19 protein-coding genes are annotated in these 23,827 nt (G+C 69.5%); 4 read left to right on the top strand and 15 right to left on the bottom strand.

The genetic code is table 11. The features are described 5' to 3' along the window. The 7 genes from VNR19_RS09815 to VNR19_RS09785 all read right to left on the bottom strand — a co-directional run bounded on the left by VNR19_RS09815 (position 1) and on the right by VNR19_RS09785 (position 7,879). Complete coding sequence (locus tag VNR19_RS09815) at positions 1-870, bottom strand: ABC transporter permease (RefSeq protein WP_325726258.1); 870 nt, start codon at positions 868-870, stop codon at positions 1-3. A 78-nt stretch (positions 871-948) separates the two neighbouring features. Then, positions 949-2,001, bottom strand: a complete 1,053-nt coding sequence (locus VNR19_RS09810) for an ABC transporter substrate-binding protein (RefSeq protein ID WP_325726256.1) — start codon at positions 1,999-2,001, stop codon at positions 949-951. A gap of 347 nt (positions 2,002-2,348) precedes the next feature. After that, complete coding sequence (locus VNR19_RS09805; RefSeq protein WP_325726254.1) at positions 2,349-2,873, bottom strand: LeuD/DmdB family oxidoreductase small subunit; 525 nt, start codon at positions 2,871-2,873, stop codon at positions 2,349-2,351. After that, positions 2,870-4,138, bottom strand: coding sequence for an aconitase/3-isopropylmalate dehydratase large subunit family protein (locus tag VNR19_RS09800; RefSeq protein WP_325726252.1), 1,269 nt, complete (start codon positions 4,136-4,138; stop codon positions 2,870-2,872). Before VNR19_RS09800 ends, VNR19_RS09805 begins: the two co-directional genes overlap by 4 nt. 40 nt (positions 4,139-4,178) lie before the next feature. Then, entirely contained in the window at positions 4,179-4,670 is a 492-nt protein-coding gene (locus tag VNR19_RS09795) for a MarR family winged helix-turn-helix transcriptional regulator (protein WP_325726250.1), read from the bottom strand. A 51-nt stretch (positions 4,671-4,721) separates the two neighbouring features. Next, positions 4,722-6,473, bottom strand: a complete 1,752-nt coding sequence (locus VNR19_RS09790) for a thiamine pyrophosphate-requiring protein (protein WP_325726248.1) — start codon at positions 6,471-6,473, stop codon at positions 4,722-4,724. Beyond that, positions 6,470-7,879 (bottom strand): aldehyde dehydrogenase family protein, encoded by a 1,410-nt coding sequence (locus VNR19_RS09785; protein WP_325726247.1) that lies wholly within the window; start codon positions 7,877-7,879, stop codon positions 6,470-6,472. The genes VNR19_RS09790 and VNR19_RS09785 overlap by 4 nt, the downstream gene beginning before the upstream one ends. Before the next feature lie 84 nt (positions 7,880-7,963). On the opposite strand from VNR19_RS09785, the gene VNR19_RS09780 reads away from it, so the two are divergent. Beyond that, entirely contained in the window at positions 7,964-9,316 is a 1,353-nt protein-coding gene (locus VNR19_RS09780; RefSeq protein ID WP_325726246.1) for an MFS transporter, read from the top strand. Between the two features lie 15 nt (positions 9,317-9,331). Here the strand turns inward: VNR19_RS09780 and VNR19_RS09775 are convergent, their stop codons facing one another. Next, positions 9,332-10,609 (bottom strand): CaiB/BaiF CoA transferase family protein, encoded by a 1,278-nt coding sequence (locus tag VNR19_RS09775; RefSeq protein WP_325726244.1) that lies wholly within the window; start codon positions 10,607-10,609, stop codon positions 9,332-9,334. Positions 10,610-10,718: 109 nt separating this feature from the next. Here VNR19_RS09775 and VNR19_RS09770 point away from each other — a divergent pair, with 109 nt between their 5' ends. Beyond that, positions 10,719-11,834: a CapA family protein gene (locus VNR19_RS09770; protein WP_325726242.1), complete on the top strand. Its 1,116-nt coding sequence runs from the start codon at positions 10,719-10,721 to the stop codon at positions 11,832-11,834. Between the two features lie 13 nt (positions 11,835-11,847). On the opposite strand, the gene VNR19_RS09765 is transcribed toward VNR19_RS09770, so the two are convergent. From VNR19_RS09765 to VNR19_RS09735, 7 genes are all read right to left on the bottom strand, one after another. Then, positions 11,848-13,419: an ABC transporter substrate-binding protein gene (locus VNR19_RS09765; protein ID WP_325726240.1), complete on the bottom strand. Its 1,572-nt coding sequence runs from the start codon at positions 13,417-13,419 to the stop codon at positions 11,848-11,850. 32 nt (positions 13,420-13,451) lie between these two features. After that, positions 13,452-14,351 (bottom strand): alpha/beta fold hydrolase, encoded by a 900-nt coding sequence (locus VNR19_RS09760; RefSeq protein ID WP_325726238.1) that lies wholly within the window; start codon positions 14,349-14,351, stop codon positions 13,452-13,454. 21 nt (positions 14,352-14,372) lie between these two features. After that, positions 14,373-15,236 carry an ATP-binding cassette domain-containing protein gene (locus tag VNR19_RS09755; protein ID WP_325726236.1) on the bottom strand — a complete coding sequence of 288 codons (864 nt, stop codon included), beginning with the start codon at positions 15,234-15,236 and terminating at the stop codon, positions 14,373-14,375. Further along, complete coding sequence (locus VNR19_RS09750) at positions 15,233-17,197, bottom strand: dipeptide/oligopeptide/nickel ABC transporter permease/ATP-binding protein (protein ID WP_325726234.1); 1,965 nt, start codon at positions 17,195-17,197, stop codon at positions 15,233-15,235. The genes VNR19_RS09755 and VNR19_RS09750 overlap by 4 nt, the downstream gene beginning before the upstream one ends. After that, on the bottom strand, positions 17,197-18,129 hold the full coding sequence (locus VNR19_RS09745) for an ABC transporter permease (RefSeq protein ID WP_325726495.1): 933 nt from the start codon (positions 18,127-18,129) through the stop codon (positions 17,197-17,199). The genes VNR19_RS09750 and VNR19_RS09745 overlap by 1 nt, the downstream gene beginning before the upstream one ends. Before the next feature lie 144 nt (positions 18,130-18,273). Next, positions 18,274-18,747: a MarR family winged helix-turn-helix transcriptional regulator gene (locus VNR19_RS09740; RefSeq protein ID WP_325726232.1), complete on the bottom strand. Its 474-nt coding sequence runs from the start codon at positions 18,745-18,747 to the stop codon at positions 18,274-18,276. A 48-nt stretch (positions 18,748-18,795) separates the two neighbouring features. Beyond that, the gene (locus VNR19_RS09735; protein ID WP_325726230.1) at positions 18,796-20,274 is read right to left on the bottom strand and encodes a helix-turn-helix domain-containing protein; all 1,479 of its coding nucleotides are present in this window, start codon (positions 20,272-20,274) and stop codon (positions 18,796-18,798) included. Positions 20,275-20,505: 231 nt separating this feature from the next. Here VNR19_RS09735 and aceB point away from each other — a divergent pair, with 231 nt between their 5' ends. Together aceB and VNR19_RS09725 are read left to right on the top strand one after the other, a co-directional pair. Continuing rightward, on the top strand, positions 20,506-22,146 hold the full coding sequence (aceB, locus tag VNR19_RS09730; protein ID WP_325726494.1) for a malate synthase A: 1,641 nt from the start codon (positions 20,506-20,508) through the stop codon (positions 22,144-22,146). A 34-nt stretch (positions 22,147-22,180) separates the two neighbouring features. Then, positions 22,181-23,776, top strand: coding sequence for an isocitrate lyase (locus VNR19_RS09725; protein WP_325726228.1), 1,596 nt, complete (start codon positions 22,181-22,183; stop codon positions 23,774-23,776). Positions 23,777-23,827: the final 51 nt, after the last annotated feature.

Below are 23,827 nucleotides of genomic sequence, written 5' to 3'. Positions count from 1 at the left end.
TCAGGCCGCTCCTTCCAGCGCCGCCGCGTGCGGACGCCAACGGGTCAGCCGCTTCTCGATCGGCTTGAGGATGAGGTTCTCGATCAACAGGAGCGTGATCGTGAAGAGCAGGGTCCACGCGAGCACCTGCGTCATGTTGAAGTTGCCGAACCACCAATGGAGCATGTAGCCCACGCCGCTGGAGAGGCCGATGAGCTCGACGACGGTGACGATCTTCCACGAGATCGCGAGCGCGGTCCGCAGAGCCGCGAGCACGAACGGGACGAGCTGCGGGATGACGACCTTCGTGAGCATCGAGCGCTGCGAGAAGCGGAACGCCTTGCCCATGTGCATGAGGTCTCGGTCGATCGCCTTCGTCCCCTGCCAGATGTTGATGGCGATGGCGGGCGTCGCCGCGACGCCGACCGCGAGGATCGCCGCCGTGTCGTTGAGCCCGAACCACAGGATGAAGAGGATTCCGAAGACGACGGCGGGGATCGAGAAGCCCACGAGCACGACGTTGATCAGGAGGTCTTCGCCCCAGGCCGACAGGCCCATGATGAGGCCGATGACCAGGCCCATGATCATCGCGATCGTCATGCCGCCGAGAACGCGGCCCATCGTGACGGCCAGCTGGTAGTAGGTGTCGCCCTCGGTCAGGTTGTCGAGCATCGTCGAGAAGACGAGGAACGGACCGGGCAGGGTCTGCGGGCTCATGAACAGCGACGCGAGCCACCAGATGACGATGATGCCGATGAGGGCGGAGAACCGCCGCAGCGGCCGTTTCCACGACTTGCGCCGCTTGATCGGGACGGGCTCTTCGATGCCCCGCACGACGTCCGTGTCGACGCGGATGCCCGAGTCGTCGGCGACTTCGGTGGAAGTGGACATGGGGTTGCCTTCCATATCGATGTGGAGTGGTTCCGGTGGGCTCGGCCCGGACCGCGCGGTCCGGGCCGAGCGGACGGGTCAGTCCTCGGTGGCCACGAACTCGAGGCGGAAGAGGCCGTCGGGCACCTCGGGGATGAAGTCCTCCTCGCCGAGGATCGGGATGAAGGACTCGAGCATCTTCGTGATGCCCTCGACCTGCTTCTCGTCCCACTCGGTGCGGAAGTTCGCGCCGAGGAGGTCCTGCAGGGCCTGCGGCGCCTTCGGATCGGTGAGGTCGAGCGCCTCGGCGTAGCGCTCCCACGCCTCGTCGTCGGCCTGGACGTACTCGACGCCGTCGCGCATGGCGTTCGAGAACGCCACGAGCTCGCTGCAGTGATCCGCCGCATAGCTGTCGGTCGAGACGATCCCGAGGTGGACCGGGGCGATGCCCGTGGCCTCGATGTACTCGCTCGACAGATCGCCGATCTGCTTGTACTTGCCCTCGAGCTGCGTGACGACCGTCGCCGTGGAGCCGAGGAGGACGGCGTCGAGCTCGCCCTGACCGAGCAGGCCCGAGATCGCGGCATCCGGAGCCACCGCGAGCGATGCGAGCTCGTCCTCGAGCTTGTCCATGCCGAACGCCTCGGACGCGATCGCGGACAGCACGACGAACGTCGCGCTGTTGTTCGCCGAGAACGAGCCGAAGCGCGCGCCCTTGAGGTCGCCGATGTCTTCGATGTCGGAGTCCTTCTGGACGAAGACGCCGTTCGACGGGCTCGCGAGCGCGCCGAACAGGAAGACGTCGAGGCCCTTCGATCGCGCCTGGGCCATCGTGGTGACGCCGCCGAAGCCGATGTCGACGGCCTTCTGCGTGACCGCCTGGGCCGAGGCGGGCGGGTTCTCGAAGCTCTTGATCTCGAGGTCGAGGTTGTACTTCTTGTCGAACTCCTGTTCCTTGATCGCCTGCGTCACGAGGTCCTGGGCGCCGGGGTTGACCCCGAGCGTGACCTTCGTGAGCTCGGTCAGGGGGCCGCACTCGTCGGCTCCCCCGTCGGACGGACCGGCTTGGGGCTGCTGCTGGCTGGCGCAGGAGGCGAGGGCGATCGTGCCGGCCACGACCATCGCCAGGGCGATACCTCTCTTTGCACGCATTACTGGCCTCTTTCTCTTCATCGAGGTCGGGGCTCTGCTTCGAGTCCCGGCCGGGGCTGCGTTTCTTCGGGCAATCGGTGCGTTCCTCACCCGCCGGACGGGGTTCGACCGTCGGGTGGAGTACCGGGACCTCGACGTGTGCCGGCCTGTGGGCCGAGCCCATTAGTACGGGCCCCTAAGTACCTGCCCGACGATACCGTTAGGGTCCCTAACTAGTCAAGGGATCCGGATGCGTCGGGCCCGCTGTCCGGGAAATGCCCACTCCACCAGAGATGCGATCAGCCGAGGACGGTGCGTTCCGATGGTCGGAAACACCCGACAGCGTGGCCCAAACGGGTGCCGCGCGATCAGCCGACCGGTGCGAGATAGCCGTCGCGCCGCAGGAGTGCGTGGACGCCGCCCGCCGCGATCGTGTCGAGGAGCATGGCCGGCAGCGGCGTGGACGCCGCGGCGGCGCCGGTCGTGAGATTCGCCACGGTCCCCCGCGCGATGTCGACCTCGACCTCGTGCCCCTCGGCGACGGCCTCGAGCACGCCCGGGCATTCGAGCACGGGAACCGCGTACGCGACGGCGTTGCGCAGGAAGATGTCGCCGAGCGACTCGGCCACGACCGCAGCGATGCCCGTGCGCGCGATCACGAGAGGCGCGGGTCGGCTCGACCCGCATCCGAATCGGCGCCCCGCGATCAGGATGTCGCCGTCCCGCACCGTCGCCGCCCACCCGGGGCGGATCGAGTCGAGCACGAGCGCGGACTGCTCGTCCGGCGGCAGCTCGAACCCGCGGCGCGGCATGATCTGGTCGGTGTTGATGTCGTCTTCGGCGAACACCCGCGCGCGGCCGGTGAGCACCCAGTCTCGTTCCCGCCCGGTCATGCGACGGGCCGTTCGACGAGATGCGGCATCGGGTCTGCGATGACGCCTTCGATCGCGGATGCAGCGACCGTGGCCGTCGAGGCGAGGTAGATCTCGGCGTCCGCGCTCCCCATGCGACCGCGGAAGTTGCGCGTGCTCGACGTGATGCACACCTCGCCGGGAGCGAGCACGCCGAGGTGTCCGCCGGCGCACGCGCCGCACGTGGAGTTCGTGACGACGGCTCCGGCCTCGGTGAGCGTCTCGATGTAGCCCGCACGCAGCGCCTCGAGGTACACCGCCTGGGACCCGGGCGTCACGATGAGGCGCACGCCGTCGGCGACGCTCCGCCCCTCGAGCAGACGCGCCGCGATGCGCAGGTCGGACAGCTTGCCGTTCGCGCACGAGCCGATGAACGCCTGGTCGATCCGGATGCCGTCGGCCGCGACGGCCGCCGCGCTGCGGACGTTCCCGTTGATGCGGTGCGGGAGTGCGATGCGCGGCTTCACTTCGGCGAGGTCGACGACGTGGACGGCGGCGTACTCGGCATCCGGATCCGGCTCGACCGGCTCGTACGCGGCGTCGGTCACTGCCGCGATGTGCTCGCGCAGCAGCGCGTCGACGGGCATCATGACGAAGTTCGCGTTGAGCTCGGTGCACATCGTCGCGAGCGTCGCGCGGTCGTCGAGGGGCATCGTCTCGAGTCCCGGACCGCCGAACTCGATGTCGTGGCCCTCCTGGCTCCCGTACAGCTGGGACAGGTGGAGGAACACGTCCTTGCCGTACACGCCGAACGGCAGCTCCCCCTCGAGCACGAACCGCACGGTCGGCGAGGCCCGGTACCACGTGCGGCCCGTGGCGGCGAGCTGGAGGATGTCGGCGAGGCCCAGGCCCCGGGCCGCGCAGTTGAGCACGCCGGCCGCGCTCGTGTGCGAGTCGTTCGACGCGACGAGCTGCCCGGGCAACGCGAGGCAGCGCTCGAAGATGAGCTGATGCTCGATGCCTCCGCCGCCGACGTCGGCGACCTCGCGGAAGCCGAGGCGCCGCGCGTGCTCGCGGGCGCGGCGCTGCGCACGCGCGTAACGCTCGTTGGGTGCCGGCACGCCGTGATCCATCAGGACGACGATCCGGTCGGGATGCGCGACGCGCAGCAGGTCGGTCGGGAGGGTGTCGGGGGTGTCGCTGAAGACGGTGTCGGCGAGCACGATCAGGTCGACGTCGGTCACGACGATGTCGCCCGGTCGCACGACCGCCCGTCCGCTCCGGCGCGCGAGGACCTTCTCAGCCATCGTCATGCCCACAGCGGCGCCTCCTCGGCTGTCGTGACGGCTAGCGTGCCTGGACGTTCTGCACGAAGTACGTGGTCGCCGCCTCGTACACGACCCGCAGCGAGTCCTGCAGGTCGGCGCGGCTGCCCGGCGCGAGCTCGGCGAGCAGGGCGGAGGTGAAGTCCTTCAGCACGGCCTGGCCGGCGGCCGCGGCCTCGCGCCCGGCATCCGTCACATGCAGGACGATCGCGCGCCGATCGGATTCGCTCGCCGTCGTCGTCATGAGTCCGCGCTTGACGAGCCCGTCGACGTTCTCCGAGACGGTCGGAAGGGAGAGGTTGCCTCGCTTCGCGAGCTGGCTGAGGGACGTGTACCCGCCGATGACGCGCGACAGCGTGCGGTACTGGCGGAAGGTCAGCGGAACGGGCAAGGATGCCAGGAGCATCTGGCTGGTGCGATTGAGGCGCGCGGCCACGCTGATGAGGAGCTCGTGGTCCTCTTCGATGCGATCAGCGGCAAGTACCGGCGCGGCCTCCGACACGATCGTCTCCATTTCCTTAGGTGACCTAACTACTTCCAGATTACGGCTCCCTGTGATCACGCGTCAAGCGGAGCGGACGCGTGCCGACAGCCTGTCGGGGCGCTGACCGCTGATGGGCGCGAGCCGGGCCGAGATCACCGCGGCACGGCCCGACCCGATCGCTTCGAGACCGAGGCGCAGCTGCTCCTCGAGCTCGGACACCGTCGACGCCGTGCCGGCATAGGCGCCACCGGCCGCGGCCGCGACACCGGGCAGGTCCGCCTCCTGAGCGAGATTGACCCAGAACCGGTCGCCCGCTGCGGCGGGACCTTCCGGATGCTGGCGGATCACGTTCTGCTTCGTCGCGTTCCAGCCTCCGTTGTCGAGGATCACCGTGAGGAACGGCGCTCCGTATCGATGCGCCATCCAGTGCGACGACGAGGGCTCGCTGAGGAAGTAGGACCCGTCCCCCACGATCGACACGACGGTCGCGTCGGGCTGCGCGAGCTTGATGCCCACCGCCGCCGCGCTGCTCCACCCGAGCGACGACCCGCCGCTCGCGAAGCGCGTTCCGGGGCGCGTGCGCGGCAGATGGCGGAACACCGTCTCGGCATTGCTGATCGCCTCGTTCAGCACGATCGTCGAGGGATCGAGCGCACTCTCGAGCGCCGCGCACACGAGCGGCACCGTGAGGCGTCCGTCACCGCCCTGGCGCTCCGCGCGCCACCGGTCGCGCTGCGCCGCATGCTCCGCCGAGAGCCTCGCCCGCCGACCCGTCGCCTCTCCTCGGTCCGCGAGGTCTCTCGCCGCGTCCCGCAGCTGTCGCAGCGCGACGGGCGAGTCCGTGCGCGCGAACGCGTCAGCCTCGAGGTACCACAGCGGCGTGCGCTCGTCGAGGGGGTCCGCGCCGAGCACGAAGATGCGGGCGTCGTCGCGCGGCGTCGCGCGGGTCGGCATCCACGGCGCGTGCGAATCGACCACGATCACGACGTCCGCGCGCGACAGCAGCGGCTCGGCCATGAAGCCCATGTGCAGCTCGTGGTCGGCCGGGAAGCTCAGCACGTCGGGCACCGCCTCGACGACCCCGATGCCCAGCGTCTCGGCGAGCTCGACGAGCACGTCGACGGAGCCGGGGTCGCGCCCGAGCGACGACGTCACCAGCACGGGGAACTCCGCCCCCGCGACCGCCGTGAGCATCTCGTCGACGAGCGACGACGGCAGCGGGGCCGGCTCGACCGCGCGCCAGCGCTGCGGGTCGACGCCGCGACCGGACGACACGGATGCGAGGACCTCCCGCGCCCCCGTGAGGTAGACCGGCCCCTGCGGGGAGCTCTCGGAGATCTGCAGTGCCCGCGAGACGAGCTGTCGCGCGTTGGCCCCCGTGCGCAGGTCGTAACTCCACTTGACGTACGGGCGGACGATGCCGTGCTGATCGGGGACGTCTTGAAGGTGGTTCGGGTACGAGTTGCGGCTGCCCGGAAGCTCGCCCTCCATCGTGTAGGGCGTGAGACCGGCGAACAGCAGCACGGGGACGCGTGCGCGGGCGGCGTTGTGCACCGCCCCGCCGAGGTTCGCCGTGCCGACGTCGACGTGCACGAACACCGCCTGCGCCCGCCCGCGCACGAGCGCGTACCCGTGGGCCGCCGCGAGGGCGCTCGCCTCGTGCGGTGCGAGGACGACCGCGGGCACCCGCTCGCCCCGCCCATGGAGCTCGGCGAGCGCGTCGATGAGGGCGGTGTGGTCGCTGCCGAGGTTTCCGAAGATGACCTCGACGCCGTACGCCGCGAGCCCCTCGATGAGCGCACGCGCGGCCGTCTCGCCGCGACCGCCCGTCATCGCGCCGCCTCCGCGACCTGGATCCCGTGGAACTGGAGGTACTCGTCGATGCCGGCCGACGCCCCCTCCCACCCGATCCCGCTGCGCTTGACGCCCCCGAACGGAAGCGCGCGGCGGCCCGCGGGGCTGAGGGCGTGCTCGTTGATGAATGTGATGCCCGCCTCGAGCTGCTCCGCGATCCCCCGGGCCCTGTCGAGATCGCTCGACCAGACAGACGAGCACAGGCCGTACTCGGTGCCGTTCGCGTGGGCGACGGCATCCGCCTCTTGGTCGTACGCGACGATCGGCAGGATCGGGCCGAACTGCTCCGTCGTCACGACCTCGTCGCGCGGGTCCGCGCCGCGCACGAGCGACGGCTGCACATACCACCCGCGATCCCACCCCGCGGGGTCGAGGCGCACACCGCCGGTCTCGACCCGCACCCCCCGCTCGCGGAGCCCGTCGTGCAGGCGGCGCACGCGCTCGAACTGCGCGGCGTTGTTGACGGGCCCCATGGTCGCGTCGGGGTCGAGGCCGTGACCGACGACGAAACGGTCCATCGCGGCGAACGCCGCGTCGGCGAAGTCGTCGAGCCTGCGACGCGGAACGTACACGCGCTTGATCGCGTAGCAGACCTGGCCGGAACGGCGGAACGCGTGCGACACGATCGCCTCCGCCGCCGCGGGCACGTCGGCGTCGTCGAGCACGATCGCGGGGTCGTTGCCGCCGAGCTCGAAGTGGACCCGCGTGAAGGAGTCGGCCGCGAGCACCATGATCTGCCGCGCGACCGCTTCGCCGCCCGTGAACGAGACCTTGCGCACCGCCGGATGGACGACGAGCGCCGATCCGACCTCGCCGCCGCCGTTCACGACCGAGAGGACCCCGGCGGGAAGGTGCGCCGCGATGCGTTCGAGGATGCGCGTCACGGCGAGCGGCGCATTCGGCGACGGCTTGACGATCACGGTGTTGCCCGCGATGAGCGCGGGGCCCACTTTCTGCAGCGCGAGCACGACGGGCGCGTTCCACGGCACGATGCACGCCACGACGCCGTACGGGCGCCGCCGCAGCGAGACCGTCGCGTCCTCGACGGCGGGCTCGGCGAGCGCTCCGAGTCCGAGGTCGACCGCCATGCGCAGCAGGTGCGGCACGAGCGACACCTCGCGCTGCGACACCGCGAGCACCGACCCGTTCTCGCGTGTGAGCAGCTCGGCGAGCGCGTCGTCGACGGCGTCGAAGTCCCGTGCCGCGGAGAGGAGGGCCTCCGCCCGCGCGTCGACGCCGGCCCGTGCCCACGCCGCGGCGGCGGCATCCGCTTCTCGCACGATCCGGTCGATCTCGTCGGGCGAGGCGACGGCGACCTCGCCGACCACCTCGTCGAACCGTCCGGGGTCTCGAACCTCGATCTGTGCCACGCGCGTCGTCGTCATGTGACCTCCTCGAATTTCATAAGGTACCCTAATCATCGTGCGAGGGAACGGTCGACCGCGGATGCCGGTGGGAGACCCGCCCGTATGAGCAGCCCGTTCCGCTCGCTCGGTGTTTTCAACTACCGCCTGTGGTTCGCGGGCGCGACGGTGTCGAACGTCGGCACCTGGATGCAGCGCACCGCGCAGGACTGGATCGTCCTGACCGAGCTCACCGACCACGACGCGGTCGCCGTCGGGATCACCACCGCACTGCAGTTCGGACCGGTGCTCCTGCTCACTCCCCTGACAGGGCTCGCCGCCGACGTGTTCGACCGACGGCGACTGCTCCTCGCGACCCAGACGGCGATGGCCGTGATCGGCGCGGTGTTCGCGGCACTCGTGCTCACCGGCGCGGTCGAGCTGTGGATGGTCTACGGCCTCGCCGTCGCACTCGGCGTCGCGAGCGCCTTCGACGGGCCCGCGCGCCAGGCCTTCGTGTCGGAGCTCGTGCCGACGTCGCTCATCTCGAACGCGGTCGGGCTCAACGCGACCTCCTTCACGGTCGCGCGTCTCGCGGGGCCCGCGCTTGCCGGCCTGCTCACCGCCGCGATCGGGGCGGGGTGGGTGCTGCTCATCAACGCGGTGACCTTCGCCGCCACGATCACGGGCATCCTCGCGATGCGCACTGCGGAGCTGCACCGCCAGCCGCGGTCGCCGCGCGCGCCGGGACGCCTTCGGGCGGGACTGCTCTACGTGAGCTCGCGGGGCGACCTCGCGGTGGTCGTACTGAGCGCCCTCGTGTTCGGCGCGATCGGCACGAATCTGCCGATCATCGTCGCGACGATGTCGACCGTGGAGTTCGGGCTCGGCCCGACCGAGTTCGGCATCCTGTCGTCGGTGGTCGCGATCGGGAGCGTCATCGGGGCGATCGCCGGCGCCCGCCGCGAGCGAGCGCGCCTCTCGGCGATCGCGCTCTCGGCGCTCGTGTTCGGACTCGGCGCGATCGGGGCGGCGGTGAGCCCTGACGCGTGGGTGTTCGGCGCCTTCCTCGTCGTGCTGGGCTTCACGTCGCTCGTGATCATGAACACGACGAACGCCTACCTGCAGGCGGCGACGCCGCCCGAGCTGCGCGGCCGGGTCATGGCGATCTACATCGCCGTCATCATCGGCGGGCCGACCATCGGAGCGCCCGCGATCGGGTTCATCGCGACCGAGGCCGGCCCCCGCTGGGCGGCTGCGGCGGGTGCCCTCGGCGGCCTGGTGCCCGCGCTGCTGTTCGCCCTGTGGTGGGTGCGAGCTGGCCGGCGGGCATCGGATGCGGCATCCGCCTCGCCCCCGGATCAGCGCGGCACAGCGGTCTTCAGGATCTTGCGCACATCGACCGGATCGCGAGCCGGGAGCGCATCGCTCGGCGGAGCGAGGACACCACGCGGCGTGCAGTCACCCGGCCCGGAATGATCACGCCCGACGACCTCACGCGCGCAGCGATGTGGCAAGGTCGTCGAGCGGCCGGCGTCCGACGACGCCCGCGTCCTCCAGCTCCGCGATCCGATCGGGGGTGTAGCCGAGAAGGTCGCGCAGGACGGCGTCCGTGTGCTCCCCGAGACCCGGAGCGGGCGTCGAGAGGTCCGTCGTGCTGCGCGAGAACACGATCGGCAGACCCGAGCCGTAGAGTCCGTCGAAATGCCCGAACCGCGGATGCACGAGGGGCACGACCTCGCCGCGAGCGACGACCAGCGGATCCCGCACCGCCTCCGCCGTCGTGCGCACCGCGGCCGCGGGTGCGCCGTGCGCCTCGAGCGCCGCGAGGGCCTCGGCCTGCGTCCTCTCCGCCGCCCAGCCCGCGATGAGGCCGTGGAGACGATCGGCGTTCGCCACGCGTGCGTCGCGTGTGCGGAAGTCGTCCGAGTCGAGCAGGTCGGGGCGACCGATCGCCTCGAGCACGCCGGCCGCGAACTGATCGGTCGGGGCGCACAGCGCGAACCATCCGTCCTTCGTGGCGAACGTGCCGAACGGCGCGAGCCGCGGCACGTGCGCGCCGGTGCGCAGCGGGAAGCCCACCGACTCGAGGGCGTCGAACGGCTCGCACGCCACGAGCGAGGTGAGGGCGCCGAGCATCGAGACGTCGACGTGCTGCCCCTCGCCTGTCCGCTCGGCCTCGAGGACGGCCGCGAGTGTCCCGATGACGGCGAACAGCGGCGCGACGAGGTCTCCGATCGGCAGGCCGAAGCGCACGGGAGGGTCGTTCGGCTCCCCCGCGGTCAGCATCACTCCGCTCAGGGCTTGGATGATGGTGTCCATCGCCTTGCGGTCGCCTTGGCCGCTCGTCGCACCGAACCCGCTGATCGAGGTGTAGACGAGGCGCGGGTTGACCTCGCGCAGCGCGGCGAAGTCGATCCCGAGTCGCCCGGCGACGCCCGAGCTGTAGTTCTCGACGAGCACGTCGGCGTGCCGGACGAGGTCGCGGAGCACCTCTCTCCCCTCGGCGCGCTTGAGGTCGAGCACGATGCTCTGCTTGCCGCGGCCGCGGAGCATCATCGACACCGACATGTCGTCGGCGGACCGTCGTCGCACGCTGAGGCCGTCGGACCCGACGTAGGGCGAGTTGTTCCGCGACGAATCGCCCCCGCGGGCCGGGTTCTCGACCTTGATGACGCGCGCGCCGAGTCCCGCGAGCAGGAGGGTCGCGTACGGACCGGCCAATGCCGATGTCAGGTCGATGACGGTCTTGCCTTCGAGCGGTCGGCTCATGTTCACCCCGATGCGGTCTGAGGAATCGGCGATCGGCGGCGCTGCCACGTTGCCACCCACCCCCGGCGATCGCGACAATAATATCAAGTAACTTGATTCAAGGAGACCCATGAGCATACGCATCACCGCCGTCGGCGACATCGTCATGCAGTACGGCGACCCCGAGCGCTACTTCGCTCCGAGTGCGCCCATCACACGTGCGAGCGATGTCGCCATCGGCCAGATCGAGGTCCCCCACACGACCGAGACGGCGGTCAGCGCGCTCACGGTGCCCTCGCCCCCCGCCGACCCGGCGTACCTCGACGTGATGGCCGCGGCGGGCTATGACATCGGCACGGTCGCCGGCAACCATGCCTTCGACCTCGGCACGAGAGGCGTGCTCGACACGATCGCCGCCGCGCGGAACGCCGGCATGGTGACGACGGGAACCGGGGCGAACCTCGCCGCGGCGATGGTCCCCGCGATCGTCGAGCGCAGCGGCGTGCGCGTGGGTGTCCTGAGCTTCAACTGCGTGGGACCGCGCGAATCCTGGGCGACGAGCAAGAAGGCCGGATGCGCCTTCGTGAAGGTCATCACGCACTACGACCTCGACGACCTGAACCCCGGCAACCCTCCGCAGATCTACACGTTCTGCGACCGCCGGTCGCTCGCGCAGATGACCGAGGCGATCGAAGCGCTCCGGCGCGAGGTCGACATCGTGGTCGTCGCGCTTCACAAGGGATACGGGCACACACCCGCACGCATCGACGATTACGAGTTCGAGGTGTCGCACGCCGCAGTGGACGCGGGGGCGGATGCCGTGGTCGGGCACCACTCGCACATCATGCGGGGCATCGAGGTGTACCGGGGCAAGCCGATCTTCCACGGCCTGGGCAACTTCGTGTGCGTGACGGATGCCCTCACTCCCGACCCGGACAGCGACTCGGAGGAGCTGAAGGCCTGGGCCCGGCGTCGCGTCGAGATGTACGGATTCGCACCGGATCCCGCGATGCCGGGCTACCCGTTCCACCCCGAGAGTCGCAACACGGCCATCGCCGTGCTCGACGTCGACGGCGGGCACATCCGCGCCGGATTCATCCCCTGCTGGATCGACGACGACGCGCGCCCCGTGCCCCTGGCCGAAGGCGACCGCGACTCGGTGGCCGCATACATCGAGGACATCTCCCGCCGCGCCGGCCTCGACACGGGCTTCTCATGGGAGGACGACGTCGTGCGCGTGTCCTGATCCGCATGACGGCTCAGCCCGCGGGCTGCCAGCTGTACTCCGGCTGCGGGCCGACCGGCAGCATCACCGGGTTCTGCGCCGAGGCCTGCACGTTCGTGACCTTTGGTCCGACGTAGTTGACGAAGTACTGCGTCAGCACCGGGATCGTGATGGCCAGCTCCTGCCAGCGCTCGCCCATGCGCTCGTACAGCGCCTGCCGCTCGTCGCCTTCGACACCGAGGCTCTCGGCGTACATGCGCTCCATCTCCTCGTCGACGAACCCGAACGGGTTGGCCATCGAGCCGACGCCGCGCAGATCCGCGTACGCGTTCCCGAACGTGCCGTTCGTCGCCCACAGAATGGCCTCGAACTGCTTCGACTCGGCCTTCTCGATGAACGAGGGGATGCTCGTGGAGTCGACTTCGAGCTTCACGTCGATGCCGATCTCCCCCAGGGCGCTCGCGATGGCCTGAGCGATCTGCGACTGCTGGTCCTGAAGGCTGCTGTCGAGGATCGTCATCGAGAAGCCGTCCTCGTACCCGGCTTCCGCCATGAGCTCACGCGCCCGATCGAGGTCGTACTCCCAACCGATCTCCGGGTTGTAGCCGTCTGCGCCTTCCACGACGATCTGGTCGCTCGGCGCCATGTACTCGCCGCCGAGCGCGTTGACGATGGACTCGCGGTCGATGGCCAGGCCGATCGCCGTCCGCACCCGCACGTCGGCCAGAGCGGGGTTGATCTCGCCGTTCACGTCCACGAGACGCAGCCCCCAGTTGTAGAACGGCGCCGTGACGATCTCGAGCCCGGCGGCCTCCGCCGACTCCGCCAGCAGCGAGGATCCGAGGCCGAAGTCGATCTGACCCGTCGCCGCGGCGTTGAGCACCGCGTTGGGGTCGGAGATGATCTCCACCTTCACGCGATCCCACATCTGGGCATCCGGGTTCCAGTAGGTCGGATTGAGCTCGTAGACGTACTCCGAGTCGGGGACGGAGGCCTCAGGCGAGTACACGTACTGTCCCGCGCCGTCCATCGTCTGCAGCAGGGACGCGGGATCGGCGACGCCGTCCGGGCCGATGATGTTGCCGAACATGTAGGTCTGCGTCAGCGACATCGGCGCATCCGCGAACGGGGCGCTGTAGGTGATCCGCACCGTGTCGTCGTCGACGGCCTCGATCGTCTCGATGGGACCCACGCGCGACATGTTCGGGCCGCTCTTGGAGAGGAAGTACTCCATCGAGGCGACGACGCTCTCCGCCGTCAGCGGCTTGCCGCTGGCGAACTGCACGCCGTCGCGCAGCGTCAGCTCGAACACGGTGCGGTCGTCGTCGGTGAATTCCCACTCCGTCGCGAGCGCGGGCTGCAGGCTGCCGTCGGGTGCCTGGTAGATGAGCGGATCGTACGCGAGCACCGTGAAGATGGAGCCGCTCGCCGTGCCCTGGAGGGCCGGGTCGAGGCTCATGGGCGCTCCGCGGAACTGCACGATGAGTTCCTCGCCGCGCTGCCCCAAGGCTTCATCGCCCGCATCCGCTCCGTCCGCTGCGGGCGCGCAGGCCGCGAGCGCTGCGACCAGGGCCGCCGCCGCGGCGATCGCGCCCACGCGGCGCATCGCCGAGCGCCGTGATCGGTTCGGTCGTGTCGTCATATCGTCCCCACTTTCTCGTTCTCGCGCGAAAAACGCGGCCGCGGCTCGGCCGTGCCGTTGATCTCATCCAGGAACATCCGCACTTCGCGCGCCAGGCGCTCCGGGATCTCCTGAGCCATGAAGTGCCCCTCGCTCTCGAAGAGCACCGCTTTCGAATCGCGGACGTTGACGACGCCCCGCAGCGCCGACTCGGGCGAGACGATGCCGTCCCGCATGCCGGCGAGCATGAGCGTCGGAACGCGGATCGTGCGCAGCACCGCCGCCAGCTCGTCGTTCGTCTTCGCCTCGGGGAAGGGCATCCCCTGGTTGATGCGCGACTCGTCCTCATCCCGCGTCATGGTCGTGGCGACCGCCGCGTCGATCAGCTTGTCGCGTTCGCGCCGCCGCTCGGTCTCGTCCTCGTGCAGCCAGCCGCCGAGTTTCTCGAGCTGCGCGCGCACGGCGGTCGTGTCGCCCGCGAGGCGCGCACGGATGACCTCCCGCCTCCCTTCCGAGGAGTCGGTCACCCCGAACCGGTCGTGAGGAGTGCCGACGACCGAGACGAACGCTTTCAGTCGGTCCGGGTGGCGCACCGCGATGTACCACCCGATCCCGGCCGAATGCGACGCGCCGGTGTAGACGAACCGGTCGATGCCCTTCGCATCCGCGAAGGCCACCACGTCGTCCGCCCACCGCGTCAGCCACCCCTCGGGCGGTGGCGCCTGCGGATGCGTGGACCGCCCGAAGCCCCGCGCCACGATCGTGTGGACCTTGTAGCCCGTGGGCGGCTCGGCCAGGATCTCGGGGTACCCGGTTCCGGAGAATCCCATCGCGCACGAGAGCACCGTCTCGGGGGCGTCGTCGGGACCGTACTCGTCGTACCACAGGTCGGCGTCGTCGATCTTCTGCAGCGGCATGCTCCTCCTCGGTGGGTCGGGTCAGCGGATGGCACGGGCGATGGCGTCGGTGCGCGCGTCGAGACCGTCCTTGTCCCGCGCGGCGTTGCGCTGCGCCTGCAGCTCGGGATCGGGGACGGGGGCGGCGGCGAGGAGCCGCCGCGTGTAGTCGCTCTGCGGGTCCTCGTAGATGCGGCCCGCGTCGCCGTACTCGACGAGTCGTCCCTTCCTGAGGACCGCGATGCGATCCGACAGGTAGTGCACGATCGACAGGTCGTGCGAGATGAAGAGGTAGCTCGCACCCGTCTCGCGCTGCAACTCGGCCATGAGGTTGATCACCTCTGCCTGGATCGACAGATCGAGCGCGCTCACCGGCTCGTCGCACACCACGAGGCGGGGCGAGAGGATCAGCGCACGCGCGATCGCGATCCGCTGCTTCTGACCGCCCGAGAACTGCGCGGGGAACTTCCGCGCGGCGTCCTCGTCGAGGCCGACGCGTCGCAGCATCGCGAAGACGCGCTCGCGCACGACGTCCTTGCTCGCCGGCTCGTGGATCTGGACGGGCTCGGCGATCGAGTACCCGATCGGCTTCGTCGGGTCGAGGGACGTGTGCGGGTCCTGGTAGATGACCTGGAGATCGCGCGCGAGCGCCCGCCGTTGCGAGGCAGGGGCCGTGAGGATGTCGTTCCCATCGAAGCGGATGCTGCCGCCCGTCGGTCGCACGAGCCCCAGGACGGCCTTGCCGATCGTCGACTTGCCGGAGCCTGACTCGCCGACGAGCCCCAGCGTCTCGCGCGGCGCGATGTGCAGCGACACGTCGTTCACGGCGAGGTTGACACGTCGGCCGCGACGATACTCGACCGACAGGTTCTGCACCTCGAGGATGGGCCGGTCCGACGCGGTCATCCGACGACCTCCTCGAGCGTCTGCGCCCGTTCGCTGTGCACGGCGTCGATGCGGATGCAGCGAGCCTCGCGGCCCTCGCCCCGCTCGAACGACGGGATGCGTCCGGCGCGGCATTCGTCCACAGCGAACCTGCACCGGTCGGCGAAGTGACAGCCCACGGGCCAGTGCCCGGGCGGTGGGACGATCCCGCCGATCGTGGGCAGCGGCTGTCCCTTGACCGCGTTGTGCGGATCGGACGCCTGCAGAGCCTGCGTGTACGGATGCAGCGGATCGTGGAAGATCTCCGCGACGGAGGCGCGTTCCACGACTTGGCCCGCGTACATGACGACGGCCCGGTCGCAGATGTCGGCGACGACGCCCCAGTCGTGCGTCACGAAGAGCACCGCCATGCCCAGCCGCTCCTGAAGGGAGCGCAGCAGGTCGAGGATCTCGGCCTGCACGGTCACGTCGAGGGCGGTCGTCGGCTCATCGGCGACGAGCAGCTCCGGGCGCCCCGCGAGCGCGATCGCGATGGCGACCCGCTGGGCCATGCCGCCGGAGACCTGGTGCGGGTAGAGCGTGGCGACGTGCTCGGGATCGGTGAGCCGCACGGCCGCGAGCAGCTCCACCGCACGGGCACGTGCTGCGCGCCGACTCAGGCGGTGGTGCGAGCGGAGCACCTCGGCCACCTGGAACCCGATGCGGAACGCCGGGTCGAGGGCCACCATCGGCTCCTGCGAGATCAGCGCCATGCGCGTCCCGCGCAGCGCCCGGTACTGCGCGCTCGTGTAACCGGAGATGTCGGTGCCGTCGAACCAGATGCTCCCCGAGACGACCCGTCCGCCCTGTGCGAGCAGGCCGAGGACCGCCATCGCGGTCACCGTCTTCCCCGAGCCCGACTCCCCCACCAGCCCGACGGTCTCGCCGCGACGGATGTCGAAGTCGGCGCCGTCCACCACGATCGTCTCGTCGTCGCCGGTTCCAAACGCGACGGTCAGCCCCCGCACGGAGAGCAGCGCATCCGGGTTCGGCGGCGAGCTCGCGGGCGCGGCGGGGGCGGGCGCGGCATCCGTGTTCGAAGCACCGCGCCGGCGGCGCGCAGTCCGCATCGGCCGTTCGATGCCTTCGGCGTTCGCATCTCGGACTGCGTCGCCCAGCAGGCCGAAGGCGAGCGTCGTGACGGTGATGATCCCCGCCGTGGGGACGATCATCCACGGGTGGAGCTGCAGCATCGACGAGGCCTCGCCGACCATTCCACCCCAGGTCGGCTGGGGAGGCGGGGGCCCGAAGCCGAGGAATGCGAGACCCGTCTGCACGCCCAGCGCGATCGCGCTCAGCATCGCCGCCTGGACGATGATGACGCCCAGCGTGCGCGGCAGGATGTGGCGCACCAGGATCTGTCCGCGCGTGAGCCCCGTCGTCCGGGCGGCGTCGATGTACAGCTCTTCGCGAACGTTGAGGGCGGAGCTGCGGATGACGCGCGCGGCGGATGCCGACACGAGGATGCCGTAGACGACCATCGCAGCGAGCATGCTGTTGCTGAAGATGGCGAGCACCGCGAGCGTCACGATGATGCCCGGGATCGCCATGCTGATGTCGATGCAGCGCATCACGAGGCGATCGAACCATCCGCCGATGAAGCCGGCCGCGGTCCCCAACGGGATGGCGATGACGAGCGCCACCACGAGCGCCTGTGCGACTCCGATGAGAGACTCCTGCCCGCCGTACAGCAGCCGGCTCAGGATGTCGCGCCCGAGGGCGTCCGTGCCGAGGGGGTATTCGACGGTGGGGCCGAGCCGCACCGCGCTCAGGTTCTGCGTGAGGGGATCGTGCGGCGCGAGCAGCGGCGCGCACACGCACGCGAGGATGACGATCGCGAGGTAGATCACGGCCGCCGCGCCCAGCGGGCGGCGAAGGACGTCGACGAGGAGGTTGCGCCGGTTGCTCGCGACGATGCGCGGCGATCCCTGACGGGAGACCATCACGCGGCCCTCACCTTCGGGTTGAGCACGCCGTACACGATGTCGACGATGAGGTTGATCACCACGGTGATCAAGGTGAAGAGGACGCCGATTCCCAGCAGAACGGGCAGATCGTGGTTGAGCGTCGCCTGGGTCGCCATCGTTCCGAGCCCGGGGAGCACGAACACGTTCTCGACGAAGATGGTGCCGGTCAGCGAGGCGATCGCGCCGATGCCGAGCACCGTGACGGCGGGGATGGAGGCGTTCTTGAGCACGTGCCGGAGCACGATCGAGGTCTCGCTCACCCCGTTGGCGCGGAGGAACCGGACGAAGTCCTTCGCGAGCGCGTCCTTCGCCGAGTCGCGCACCTGTTTGGCGACGAGCGTGGTGCCGGTGAGGCTCAGCGCGAACACGGGGAGGACGAGCGCCCACAGCCAGCCTCCGACGCTGACGGTGAGGGGCACGTAGCCGGTCGCGGGGAAGATGCGGAAGGTCACGGCGAACAGCGACACCGCCAGGATCGCGATCGCGAAGCCGGGAACGGCCAGACCGACGAGCGAGATCGCGTCGAGGAAGCGGCCGAGCCACCCCCCGCGCAGCGCGCTCATGAGCCCGAGTGCGACGCCGATGATGCCGATGACGAGCGTCGAGAGAACCACGAGCGACAAGGTGACCGGAAGGCGGCCCGCGAGGATCGAGACGACCGGCTCACCGCTGTAGATCGAGGCGCCGAGATCGCCGCGCACCGCCGCGAGGGCCCAGTTGAGGTACTGCTGGAGCGGCGGGAGATCGAGACCCAGCTCCTTCCGCAGCGCAGCGACCGCCTCGGGCGATGCGTTCTCTCCCAGGATGGTGCGGGCTTGGTCGCCCGGAACGAGCGAGGCGAGCAGGAACATGACGAGCGAGACCACGATGACCATCGGGATCACGAGGAGAAGTCGTCTGCCCAACATCCCGGCCACGGGTTCAGCCTCCTTGCCAACCTGTTCAGCGCGTCAGCGACGCCGCGGTGAGATTATCAAGTAACTAGATACTGATCAAGTGGCCTGACACCGGGAGCTATGAAGCAGCCTCGGTCCCGCGTGTGGGTGCGTCGGTCAGCGGACGGGGCCCGAGATCGGGCTGCCCAACCCCGCCGCGGCCATGCGCAGGAGCGACATGAGCTCCTGCCGCTGCTCGCTCGTCATCCCCTGGCACATGCGGTTCTCGAGCTCGTCGGCGTCCTTCTCGCACACGTCGATCACGCGACGCCCCTCTTCGGTGAGGTCGATCAGCAGCACGCGAGCGTGATCACGGGACGGCCGGCGCCGGACGAGACCGCGATCGAGGAGCGCCTTCACGATCTGATTGCCCGCCTGCGGGGTCACCCCGGTCCACCGCGAGACCTCCGCGCTCGAAAGGCCCGGGAGACGCTTGAGCGCGAACATCGCGACGTACTCCGCCTGGCTCACCCCGTGCTCCTGCAGCAGCCGCTGCAACTGCGATGAGAACTGCTTCGACACATGCCGCAGCGCATGCCGCAGCGTCGGCTCGGGGCTGAGCGACGGCGAGGGGATGAGGCGACGTGTCACAGTCTGATCAAACCATCACGTCCCGCGATGCGGGTGAACGACGGCTGATCAGCGAGGCGCGTGCGCCTCGAGGAACTCGTACACGTCGGTGGTGTCGACGCCCGGGAAGGCGCCCGTCGGAAGCGTCGCCAACAGCGTTCGCGGCGTCCGCACGTTCGGCCACGAGTGGTCGCGCCACGCGGCCTCGAGCTCGGCGGGCGCACGCCGGCAGCACGCCTCTACCGAGTGCTTCGACACACCTCGGTTCGTCGTGTCGCGGCCGAGGAACCACTTCGTGTCGTCGAAGCGCACGCCGACCGACACCGAGTGCGCTCCCTCGCTCGAGTGCTCGACGCGTGCCGTGCACCAGTACGTGCCGTTGCCGGTGTCGGTGTACTGGTAGTACGGGTTGAAGTGGTCCTCGATGTCGAAGACCACGCGCGAGGTCCACCGACGGCAGCACATCTGCCCCTCGATCGCCCCGAGCCGGTCGGTCGGGAAGTTCACGTCGTCGTTCTCGTACGCCTTCGTGATCGTGCCCGACTCGTGCACCTTGAGGAAGTGCACGGGGATGCCCAGGTGCACCGTCGCGAGGTTCGTGAAGCGGTGTGCCGCGGTCTCGTACGACACCGAGTACGCGTCGCGAAGGTCTTCGATCGAGATCGCGCGGTCCTTCTTCGCCTCCTGCAGGAAGGGCACGGCGTGGGCCTCGGGGATGAGCAGCGCACCCGTGAGGTAGTTCGTCTCGACGCGCTGCCGCAGGAACTCGGCATAGCTCTTCGGCTCGCGATGGCCCAGGATGCGGCTCGACAGCGCCTGCAGCACCGCGGTGCGCGGGTCTCCCTTCGCGGCGTGACGGCTGGAGAGGTACAGGCGCCCGTTCTTGATGTCGGCGACCGAGCGGGTCGTCTGCGGGAGGTCCGGCACGTAGTGGAGCGTGAACCCCAGGTGCGCGGCGATGTCGGATGCCGTGCGCTGTGTGAGTGGGCCGCCGGGGTGGTCGACCGCGCGGAGGATCCGCTGGGCCTGCTCCTCGAGCTCGCCGAAGTAGTTGTTCTGCGTGCGCATGAGCTTGCGCAGCGCGACGTTGGCGCGACGGGCCTCCTCCGGCGTCGCGGCGCGCTCGTCGTTGAGCCGCTCGATCTCGCCGTGGAGGGCGAGCATCGCCTTGAGCGCATCGGTCGGAACGGACTTCGCGACGCGGAACGGCGCGATGCCCAGCGACCGGAACGTCGGCCCGCGCATCGCCCGCTCGAGGGCGATCTCGAGCGTCGCACGCTCATCGAGCGGCTCGGCCTCGAGCAGCGCGTCGAGCGTCGTGCCGAGTGCCCGCGCGATGGTCCGCAGCATCGTGAGCTTCGCCTCGCGCCGACCGTTCTCGATCATCGACAGCTGGCTGGGCGCGCGGTCGACGGCGGCGGCGAGCTCTTCGAGAGTCATGCCCCGGTCTGTGCGCAGTTGACGGATGCGGCGGCCGATGGTCAGCGCGTCCACCTCTCCATCGTCGGAGAAGTCCGTCAGCGGATCTGTCGTGGCGAGGGTCGTCATCCTGCGATTCTGTCACGAAAACAGAAATCTGGCGAAACTTCACCCCCTGGATTGGCACGAGGTCGGTCCGAACTTCACGGAAAGTGGTCTCACGACCGTCCGCCGGTCGACCCAGAACGCGGATGACCGGATGCCCCGACCAGGCCCACACGCCGGGCGACGCATCCGTCGACAGTCTCAGCACACCGCACACAGGAAGACAGGCCCATGACACCTTCGACCATCGCCCCGATGCGCACGCGCACCGGCCCCATCGCCTCCCAGACCCACGAGCCGTCGATCGAGATCTCGGGTCGGATCGCGCCGCGCTACGACGAGATCCTCACGCCCGACGCGATCGCATTCCTCACCGCGCTGCACGATCGGTTCGGCACCCGTCGCCACGACCGGCTCGCCGACCGCATGCGCCGGCGCTTCGAGGTCGGCAACGGCCACGACCCGCAGTTCCGCGACGACACGAGGCACATCCGCGAGGACACCGGGTGGAAGGTCGCCGGCGCCGGCCCCGGGCTCGAGGATCGCCGCGTCGAGATCACCGGCCCGACCGATCCGAAGATGACGATCAACGCACTGAACTCCGGCGCGAAGGTATGGCTCGCCGACCAGGAGGACGCCACCAGCCCGACCTGGAAGAACGTCATCGAGGGGCAGCTGTCTCTGCGCGATGCGATCCGCGGCGAGCTGACGTACACGAGCCCCGAGGGCAAGCGATACGAGGTCACAGCCGCCGAGACGCCGACGATCGTGATGCGTCCCCGCGGGTGGCACCTCACCGAGAACCACATCCGCTTCACCGACCGCTTCGGGCGCACGATGGCATCGTCGGGTTCGCTCGTCGACTTCGGCCTGTACTTCTTCCACAACGCGGAGCAGCTCATCGCGAACGGCCGCGGCCCGTACTTCTACCTGCCCAAGCTCGAGTCGAGCGAAGAGGCGAAGCTGTGGGACGACGTCTTCGCCTTCAGCGAGCAGTACATCGGCATCCCGCACGGCACCATCCGCGCGACCGTGCTCATCGAGACGCTGCCGGCCGCGTTCGAGATGGAGGAGATCCTGTTCGAGCTGCGCGACCACTGCGCGGGCCTGAACGCCGGCCGCTGGGACTACATCTTCTCGATCATCAAGAATTACCGAGGCCGCGGCGCACGGTTCGTTCTGCCCGACCGCAGCGAGGTCACGATGACCGTGCCGTTCATGCGCGCGTACACCGAGCTGCTCGTCAAGACCTGCCACAAGCGCGGAGCCTTCGCGATCGGCGGCATGAGCGCGTTCATCCCCAACCGCCGCGACCCCGAGGTCACCGAGCGCGCGTTCGAGAAGGTCGCCGCCGACAAGAAGCGCGAGGCCGGTGACGGCTTCGACGGCACGTGGGTCGCGCACCCCGACCTCATCCCGGTGGCGCGCGCCGAGTTCGACGCGGTGCTGGGCGACCGCCCCAACCAGCTCGACCGGCAGCGTCCCGAAGTCGATGTGAAGGCGGCCGATCTCATCGACGTGCACATCGGCCGGCCCATCACGGCCGCGGGCGTGCACGGCAACGTCTCGGTCGCGATCCGCTACATCGAGGCATGGCTGCGGGGCCTCGGTGCCGTCGCGATCGACAACCTCATGGAGGACGCCGCGACCGCCGAGATCTCGCGCTCCCAGGTGTGGCAGTGGATCCACCAGGACCGCACCACAGAAGACGGCACGCGCATCACGCGCGAGTACGTCGAGGGTCTCATCGCGCAGGTGCTCGGCGAGGTCGAGCGGCGCGACGGCGACCGGTTCGACGACGCCGCCGAGGTGTTCCGCGAGGTCGCGCTCGGCTCGGACTTCCCGGCGTTCCTGACCCTGCCCGCCTACTCGCGCTTCCTCGTCGAGGCCGACTGACCCACCCTGCGACACGACGACCAAGGACGACGACATGACCATCTACACGGACGACATCCGAGACACGCAGTCCCTCAAGGACCTGCACGGCGCGACGTGGGACGCGATCAATCCCGAGTACGTCGCACGGATGCGGGCGCAGAACCGCTTCCGGACCGGGCTCGACATCGCCCGCTACACCGCCGACATCATGCGCCGCGACATGGCGGAATACGACGCCGATCCGTCGCAGTACACGCAGTCGCTCGGCGTCTGGCACGGCTTCATCGGGCAGCAGAAGCTCATCTCGATCAAGAAGCACCTGAAGAGCACGAAGAAGCGATACCTGTACCTCTCGGGCTGGATGGTCGCCGCCCTCCGCTCGGAGTTCGGCCCGCTCCCCGACCAGTCGATGCACGAGAAGACGGCGGTGCCGGCGCTCATCGAGGAGCTGTACACGTTCCTCCGTCAGGCCGACGCGCGTGAGCTCGACCTGCTGTTCACGCAGCTCGATCGGGCACGCGCCGCCGGCGACGAGACCGCGGCGGAGTTCATCCAGTCGCAGATCGACAACCACGAGACGCACGTCGTGCCGATCATCGCGGACATCGACGCGGGCTTCGGCAACCCGGAGGCGACGTACCTCCTCGCGAAGAAGATGATCGAGGCGGGCGCGTGCGCCATCCAGATCGAGAACCAGGTCTCGGACGAGAAGCAGTGCGGCCACCAGGACGGCAAGGTCACCGTCCCGCACGCGGACTTCATCGCGAAGATCAACGCGGTGCGCTACGCGTTCCTCGAGCTCGGCGTCGACAACGGCATCATCGTCGCCCGCACCGACTCGCTCGGTGCGGGCCTCACGCAGAAGCTCGCCGTCTCGAACGAGCCCGGCGACCTGGGCGACCGGTACAACTCGTTCCTCGACGTCGAGGAGATCACCGAGGCGGAGCTCGACGACGGCGATGTCGTCATCCGCCGCGAGGGCAAGCTCCTGCGCCCGAAGCGGCTGGCCAGCAACCTGTACCGGTTCCGCCCCGGCACCGGCGAGGATCGCGTCGTGCTCGACTGCATCACGTCGCTGCAGAACGGCGCCGATCTGCTGTGGATCGAGACCGAGAAGCCGCACATCGAGCAGATCGCGGGCATGGTCGACCGCATCCGCGAAGTCGTGCCCGACGCGAAGCTCGTCTACAACAACAGCCCCTCGTTCAACTGGACGCTCAACTTCCGCCAGCAGGCGTACGACCTGCTCGAGGCGGAGGGACACGACGTGTCGGTCTACGACCGCGGCAACCTCATGAGCTCGGATTACGACGACACCGACCTCGCTCGGCTCGCCGATGAGAAGATCCGCACGTTCCAGCGCGACGGCTCGGCCCGGGCCGGGATCTTCCACCACCTCATCACGCTGCCGACCTACCACACGGCGGCCCTGTCGACGGATGACCTCGCCAAGGGCTACTTCGGCGACGAGGGCATGCTCGCGTACGTGCGCGGCGTGCAGCGCCGCGAGATCCGCGAAGGCATCGCGACCGTCAAGCACCAGAACATGGCGGGCAGCGACATCGGCGACAACCACAAGGAGTACTTCGCCGGAGAGGCGGCGCTCAAGGCCGGCGGCAAGAACAACACGATGAACCAGTTCAGCTGAGCACGCTGCGATCCCGCTCCTCGCTCAGCGGCCGACAGAAGATCCGGTCGC

The organism is Microbacterium sp. (assembly GCF_035556355.1).
Lineage (GTDB): Bacteria > Actinomycetota > Actinomycetes > Actinomycetales > Microbacteriaceae > Microbacterium.
Note: the sequence above shows the minus strand (reverse complement) of the source record. Positions and strands in the feature narration are given on the sequence as shown.

What these genes read in the sequence shown, in the direction of transcription:
- VNR19_RS09750 (WP_325726234.1), bottom strand. Translation starts at nt 17,197, where the DNA reads ATGGTCTCCCGTCAGGGATCGCCGCGCATCGTCGCGAGCAACCGGCGC.
- VNR19_RS09770 (WP_325726242.1), top strand. Translation starts at nt 10,719, where the DNA reads ATGAGCATACGCATCACCGCCGTCGGCGACATCGTCATGCAGTACGGC.
- VNR19_RS09810 (WP_325726256.1), bottom strand. Translation starts at nt 2,001, where the DNA reads ATGCGTGCAAAGAGAGGTATCGCCCTGGCGATGGTCGTGGCCGGCACG.
- VNR19_RS09785 (WP_325726247.1), bottom strand. Translation starts at nt 7,879, where the DNA reads ATGACGACGACGCGCGTGGCACAGATCGAGGTTCGAGACCCCGGACGG.
- VNR19_RS09800 (WP_325726252.1), bottom strand. Translation starts at nt 4,138, where the DNA reads ATGGCTGAGAAGGTCCTCGCGCGCCGGAGCGGACGGGCGGTCGTGCGA.
- VNR19_RS09760 (WP_325726238.1), bottom strand. Translation starts at nt 14,351, where the DNA reads ATGCCGCTGCAGAAGATCGACGACGCCGACCTGTGGTACGACGAGTAC.
- VNR19_RS09755 (WP_325726236.1), bottom strand. Translation starts at nt 15,236, where the DNA reads ATGACCGCGTCGGACCGGCCCATCCTCGAGGTGCAGAACCTGTCGGTC.
- VNR19_RS09765 (WP_325726240.1), bottom strand. Translation starts at nt 13,419, where the DNA reads ATGCGCCGCGTGGGCGCGATCGCCGCGGCGGCGGCCCTGGTCGCAGCG.
- VNR19_RS09745 (WP_325726495.1), bottom strand. Translation starts at nt 18,129, where the DNA reads ATGTTGGGCAGACGACTTCTCCTCGTGATCCCGATGGTCATCGTGGTC.
- VNR19_RS09780 (WP_325726246.1), top strand. Translation starts at nt 7,964, where the DNA reads ATGAGCAGCCCGTTCCGCTCGCTCGGTGTTTTCAACTACCGCCTGTGG.
- VNR19_RS09735 (WP_325726230.1), bottom strand. Translation starts at nt 20,274, where the DNA reads ATGACGACCCTCGCCACGACAGATCCGCTGACGGACTTCTCCGACGAT.
- VNR19_RS09790 (WP_325726248.1), bottom strand. Translation starts at nt 6,473, where the DNA reads ATGACGGGCGGTCGCGGCGAGACGGCCGCGCGTGCGCTCATCGAGGGG.
- VNR19_RS09815 (WP_325726258.1), bottom strand. Translation starts at nt 870, where the DNA reads ATGTCCACTTCCACCGAAGTCGCCGACGACTCGGGCATCCGCGTCGAC.
- aceB (WP_325726494.1), top strand. Translation starts at nt 20,506, where the DNA reads ATGCGCACGCGCACCGGCCCCATCGCCTCCCAGACCCACGAGCCGTCG.
- VNR19_RS09775 (WP_325726244.1), bottom strand. Translation starts at nt 10,609, where the DNA reads ATGAGCCGACCGCTCGAAGGCAAGACCGTCATCGACCTGACATCGGCA.
- VNR19_RS09805 (WP_325726254.1), bottom strand. Translation starts at nt 2,873, where the DNA reads ATGACCGGGCGGGAACGAGACTGGGTGCTCACCGGCCGCGCGCGGGTG.
- VNR19_RS09725 (WP_325726228.1), top strand. Translation starts at nt 22,181, where the DNA reads ATGACCATCTACACGGACGACATCCGAGACACGCAGTCCCTCAAGGAC.
- VNR19_RS09795 (WP_325726250.1), bottom strand. Translation starts at nt 4,670, where the DNA reads ATGGAGACGATCGTGTCGGAGGCCGCGCCGGTACTTGCCGCTGATCGC.